A 5,640-nucleotide genomic window follows, 5' to 3' on the forward strand; every position below is an offset into this window, starting at 1 on the left:
CAAAAAACTTATTTGAACGAAAACCATGTAATCTCATATAAGACAAGACACCTAGGGATAAAAAGTAAATACCTATTTGAAATATAATCACCATTAACAAGAATATTAAACTTCTTATACTTTTTAATGGACTTAATTATTTCCCTAGCGCATTACCACACCACATATAAATACCTAACAAGCATTTCAGTTGTTGATAAAGAGAACAGTATTACTACTTCTTTTTTAGTATTTTGAAATCTATCTTTAATAAGGTTCTACTGTACTGAACGACTATAATTTCTGACAGTTAACGATTTGCCCCCCTCCTCACAACCATGAATTTGTGAGTGCTATCGACAAGATAACTCTACGCCATGAGGGCTCATGGCCTTTCGACTAGCGTTATGATAAGAATCGGCTTATCACCGCCACCAGGTGGTAAGCCGAAACCGAAGCCGTCGAAAGGCGAATTTAAATAACAATAAACTTACGAACCTTTTCAAAAACTCACTAATAACTAGGCGTTACTTCCCCTGCTATGACTTTACCTTGATGAGTAAGCAGTACTTCCCTGTTTATCAGGTTTCTCAAAAGGGTTTTAACATAAGGTGTGCCATTACGAACCAGTAACACAGCCTCTGAAGCCATTCGACACTCAGGAATATGATTAAGTGACTTTTCAGCCAGCCCTAGGCTATCCATATCTAGTGCTTCAGTTAGCCCAATGACCGCATCTATATCACCGTTAGACAAGTGAACTAGGCTATCACCGTAATTTATTTCAACAATTTCAATATCTTTACCAGGAAAAGCCTTCTCAGTCAGGATCTGCTGATCAGGAGAGTCCGGATCAACGCCAATTCGCCGGATAGCATCATACTCCCCCTTACGGAAAATAACTCTATGGTCATGCGAATAAGAGTTATCGCCTAAATTAATGGCAACGGTTAAACCGTCGCTATAACTCTGAGCTGCAAGCTTCGACATAATGGCAATGTCATGCACGCCGGAGCTTAACAATTTTGCACGGATCCCTGCTCCTCGCATGTGGGCAAAATACAACGGCATGCTGCCCATCTGAGCTTTTATTCCACTTGCCAATCCCTCGTAATGCTTGGTATACGGCAAAGGCATAGCACACACAACATGACCAAGACCCGCAAGACGAATAACTTCAATACAATCCAATCGAGATATAAATGTTCCATTGCGGCCTTGTCTCGAAAGCGAGATCACACCATCGGCTTCAATTTTTTTCAGCGCTTTTTGTACTAGACCAACCGACAACTCGAACTCTTCAGCCAAGGAGTCAATGGTACGCAATCGGGCACCTGCTTTTTGAGACATCAAATACCTAGCGATATTGATAACTGCAGCACCTTCTTTCTTAATGTATTTTTCTGACATCCCAAAAACTTCAATTTTATGAAAGTTACAATAATACGCTTATAAGGTATAACTATCCATATCGTTTAATCAAAAAACAACCACCCAGTACCACTAATGCATACTCTGTCAGAAGCTAGTTAGATTGAATGATGGTCGTCACCTAAAACATTTTTATAAGAATTACGCTAACTATTCTGCCTTCATCGAGATCAAATCATGCCATGACTATAATTTAAAGAACATAAAAACAAATAGCTTGTATCAAAAACACATAAAAATAATATTCCCAAGAGTCATATTAAAATACTAAATTATATTTCCTTGCTAATTTAATGTGTATTAAAGAGTTCAACATAATGGTTTTTCTTAAGCCCAATCAACACTAATCACAATAAACTTTATTAGTCAGTTGTAATTTCAAGTGACGGAAATCACAACTCCAACCCACTCACTGTAAATCAGTCACAAAATACTTAATTTGCGTCGCAAAAATGCCAACTTATTAATAATTACAAAGTAAATACTTAAACAATGTGAATTTGAACAACTAATTAAGTTTTTAAAAAGATTATTCTTCAGCAATAATTTTCTGGAAAAAATAAGTTCAAAGGAAAGAGTATGAAAATTTTTCTATGCTGTGCCGCTGGAATGTCAACCAGTATGTTAGTTAAAAAAATGCGGGAAGCTGCTGATAAGAAGAACATTAATTGTTCGATTAATGCTTATTCAGTTTCTGAGTTTGATGCTTCACTGGCTGAAAATGATGTTTGCTTGGTAGCACCGCAAGTTAAATTCCAATTTGAAGAATTCAAGAAACGAGCTGAAGCTAATGGTAAAGCTTGTGGCCTTATCGACATGATGACCTACGGCATGATGAAAGGTGACGTTGTTCTTGATCAAGCAGTTAATCTTTATCAATCGATGAAAAACAAGTAACTAGGAGTTAATTCATGTCTGTAATTAATAGTGTTATGGGCTTCGTTGAAAATGTCGTGGCTCCTTTTGCCGCAAAGGTTTCAGGTCAACGACATATCAATGCAGTGAAAGATGGTTTCGTGGCAACAATGCCTTTTTTGATTGTGGGTTCTTTACTCTTGGTATTCGCGTTCCCCCCCCCGGGAGATAATTTTTTCCTTAATGGCTGGAGTTCTCTTCTAGAGATGGTTGGCCAAGAAAATGTTCTTATACCATACAATGTCAGTATGGGTATTTTTGCCCTTTATGCCGCATTTTCTGTTGGCTTTAATCTGGCTGAGTCATACGGGTTACGCGCACTAAACTCTGGCTTGCTATCAATGTTCACATTCATTTTGGCAGTCGCACCTGTTCAATCCGTTGAAGGCATTGGTGGCATGATGCCGATTGGCTTCATGGGCGGTACTGGCGCGTTCACCGCATTATTAGCTGGCTTGTTTGTTCCGGAACTACAACGTTTCTTGCGTGATAAAAATATCCGCCTTAAACTTCCCGATGCGGTTCCTGAAAAAATCTCAGCTTCATTTGACGTATTAATCCCAATCATGATTCTATCGGTATTGATTACGGGTATTAATATCGTGCTTGCTGGCTACGACCTAACAATTCCAGCTGCAGTTATGGAATTATTTAGGCCATTAGTATCGGCATCTGACTCGTTCTTGGCATGTCTGCTTGCCGTCACCTTAATTCAGCTGCTTTGGTTCGCTGGTATTCACGGTGGGGTAGTTGTAGTTGGTATCATTGGTCCAATTCTATTAATCAACCTTGGTATGAACCAGGACGCACTAGCTGCAGGTACTGAGATACCAAAGATTTTCGTTAACCCGATTATTGACTTCTTTATCTTTGTTGGTGGTGCAGGTGGTACTTGGGGCTTCGTTGTTCTGATGATGCGCTCAAAGGCTACCCACCTGAACGTAATCGGAAAGATGTCAATCATTCCAGGCAGCTTCAATATCAACGAGCCAGTTATTTTTGGTACGCCGATTGTGATGAACCCGATTTACTTCATCCCTTGGATGCTTTCACCAATGGTCAATACGTGCATAGTATGGCTGTCCTTTAAGACTGAGTTTGTATCTAAGATTGTTGCCATTCCACCATGGACGATGCCTGCGCCTATCGGTGCGGTTATGGCGACAAACTCGAGTACAGCGGCTATTTTGGTTGGTGTCTGTGTAATTGTGAGCATGATTATTTTCTATCCGTTCTTTAAGATGCATGAAAAGCAATTGCTTATCGAAGAGCAGGCAAATACTGAAGAAGCTCCAAATGCAGAACCTGCAAAGGCTTAATTATGACTTTCGAGATTAATACCAAAGAAGATATCAACGAAGAGTTTTTAATGACATTACTTTGCAAAGCAGGTGAAGCACGTTCGGCTGTTATGCAAGCCATGATTGAGGCTCGTAATGGTGAATTTGAGAACTCTGAGTCTATGTTGGTAGCTGCGGAAGACGCACTTACCGAAGTACATAAAACACAGACTGGGTTGATTGGTTTTGATGAAGGAGAAGGTAAGGTCACAATGACACTTATTCTTACCCACATCCAAGACCACATAATGACTGCAATGTTATGTCGTGACATGGCTAATGAGATCATTGCTATTCACCGCAAGCTAGATGGTGCCACAGGTAAGTAGAAATGAAGAAGCGTATCTTTGACTTAACAAGTCATGATGTTAAAAACATGACTCGTGATGAGATTGTTGCGTGTATCAGGCAATCAGAAGGGCGTACCATGATGGTGGAGAACGTAGCCGCTATGGCTCCCCTCCTCGATCTTGTCTCCGGTGCTGAAATTGCGGCAGCGTTTGGTGCCGATATGATCACCCTTAATTGTCTAGATATTTTTGCTCCTCGGGCAGAAGTAAGCGGAGCTTCTAACCATGGCGTAAAGGATCACTTCACGGTTGAAGAACTGCGAAGTCTAACAGGTCGTCTTCTGGGCTGTAACCTGGAACCCGTACCGGAAAATTTTACCGATATTCAAATAGGTCGTTCTGTGACTCGTGAAACTGTAGTGCGTGCTGTTGAGCTAGGCATGAACTACATCATGCTAACGGGGAATCCCGGAATGCATGTAACACAAGAGACGATTCTTAATGCGATTCAATTATGTCGTGAGGTATCTCAAGAGATAGTTATTATCGCAGGTAAAATGCATGGTGGTGGTGTTGGCAATGACTATAACTTAGATATTGTGCGCAACTTCGCAGAGGCCGGTGCCGATATCATGATGTTCCCTGCGCCTTACACTACACCTGGTGTTACGCCTCAATTAGCCCATCAGATGATGACAGAGGTTCACAATGCTGGAATGCTGGGGCTACTTGCAATTGGTACGTCTCAGGAAGGTGCGTCAGAATCCTATATCGAACAAGTCGCAATGGCGTCAAAAGCAGCTGGTGCTGACATTGTTCATATCGGTGATGGTGGCTATAGCGGTATAGCAATCCCAGAAAATATCATCCGCATGGGTATAACCATTCGCGGTCGTCGCCATCAGTTCAAGCGCATGGCTAACCGTAGATAACGCCAACTCAATACTTCAGCTGTTTCATACTCTGAATCAATGATATTGAAATACCGTTAACTGCAAGATAGGCACTAAAAAGCCACCTTCGACAGAAGGTGGCTTTTCTTTTTCTCTAAGTCATACTAAACACAATCGCCGACACCGCCAGCATCCCCATAAACAGAATAAAGTAAGTACTAAACCTGCTACGGTAACCTTTCAAGGCATCAACCTTGTACACCGCCAGCATCGGCATAATGAACAGAATCATCGCAATCACCGGGCCGGATAAGGCTTCCATCATGCCCAGAATGCTCGGGTTCAACACCGCGGCAAACCAGATAGCGATGAACATGAATACGATCCCTAGCTTGTCCAGCTTTGCCGGTGCCATACTGCTCTGTTTCAGCAGCATGCCATTTAGGCTCTCTCTTGCCCCCATAAAATGGCCAAGAAACGACGAAGAAATAGCAATAAAGGCGATCAGTGGTCCCAAGGCAACAATGAATGGGCTATTGTGGACGTTGGCCAGATAAGACAGTACCGAGACATTTTGCGCCTTGGCTTCCAGCAGCTGTGCCGGGCTCAGGCTCAATACACAGGAAAAGACAAAAAACAAAACGAACGAGATCAGCATCACCGAGGTGCGCTTGAGGATCTGTTCGGACTTTTGACCCGCCTCGCGACCATAGTGGCGACGCTGGGCATTGGAAAAACTTGAAATAGCAGCCGCATGGCTAAAGGCGAAGACCGTTACCGGTATCGCAAGCC

The 5,640-nt window shown here is 42.0% G+C and carries 5 protein-coding genes and 1 pseudogene; 4 read left to right on the plus strand and 2 right to left on the minus strand.

Translation table 11 applies throughout. The features are described from left to right. Positions 1 to 492: 492 nt before the first annotated feature. Entirely contained in the window at positions 493 to 1,389 is an 897-nt protein-coding gene (gene yhfZ, locus MHN01_RS14590; RefSeq protein ID WP_239412011.1) for a GntR family transcriptional regulator YhfZ, read from the minus strand. Positions 1,390 to 1,989: 600 nt separating this feature from the next. On the opposite strand from yhfZ, the gene MHN01_RS14595 reads away from it, so the two are divergent. Genes MHN01_RS14595 through MHN01_RS14610 form a run of 4 tightly spaced genes read left to right on the plus strand, consistent with a single transcriptional unit; the run spans position 1,990 to position 4,887 of the window. Then, positions 1,990 to 2,307, plus strand: a complete 318-nt coding sequence (locus MHN01_RS14595) for a PTS sugar transporter subunit IIB (RefSeq protein ID WP_239412012.1) — start codon at positions 1,990 to 1,992, stop codon at positions 2,305 to 2,307. A 14-nt stretch (positions 2,308 to 2,321) separates the two neighbouring features. Next, complete coding sequence (locus MHN01_RS14600; protein WP_239412013.1) at positions 2,322 to 3,644, plus strand: PTS sugar transporter subunit IIC; 1,323 nt, start codon at positions 2,322 to 2,324, stop codon at positions 3,642 to 3,644. Between the two features lie 2 nt (positions 3,645 to 3,646). Then, positions 3,647 to 3,994: a PTS lactose/cellobiose transporter subunit IIA gene (locus MHN01_RS14605; RefSeq protein ID WP_239412014.1), complete on the plus strand. Its 348-nt coding sequence runs from the start codon at positions 3,647 to 3,649 to the stop codon at positions 3,992 to 3,994. Positions 3,995 to 3,996: 2 nt separating this feature from the next. Then, positions 3,997 to 4,887: a dihydrodipicolinate synthase gene (locus MHN01_RS14610; RefSeq protein WP_239412015.1), complete on the plus strand. Its 891-nt coding sequence runs from the start codon at positions 3,997 to 3,999 to the stop codon at positions 4,885 to 4,887. Positions 4,888 to 5,002: 115 nt separating this feature from the next. Here MHN01_RS14610 and MHN01_RS14615 read toward each other — a convergent pair. Continuing rightward, positions 5,003 to 5,640 (minus strand): annotated as a pseudogene (locus MHN01_RS14615) (HAAAP family serine/threonine permease); the annotation flags it as partial.

It is taken from the genome of Photobacterium sp. OFAV2-7 (assembly GCF_022347985.1).
GTDB lineage: Bacteria > Pseudomonadota > Gammaproteobacteria > Enterobacterales > Vibrionaceae > Photobacterium.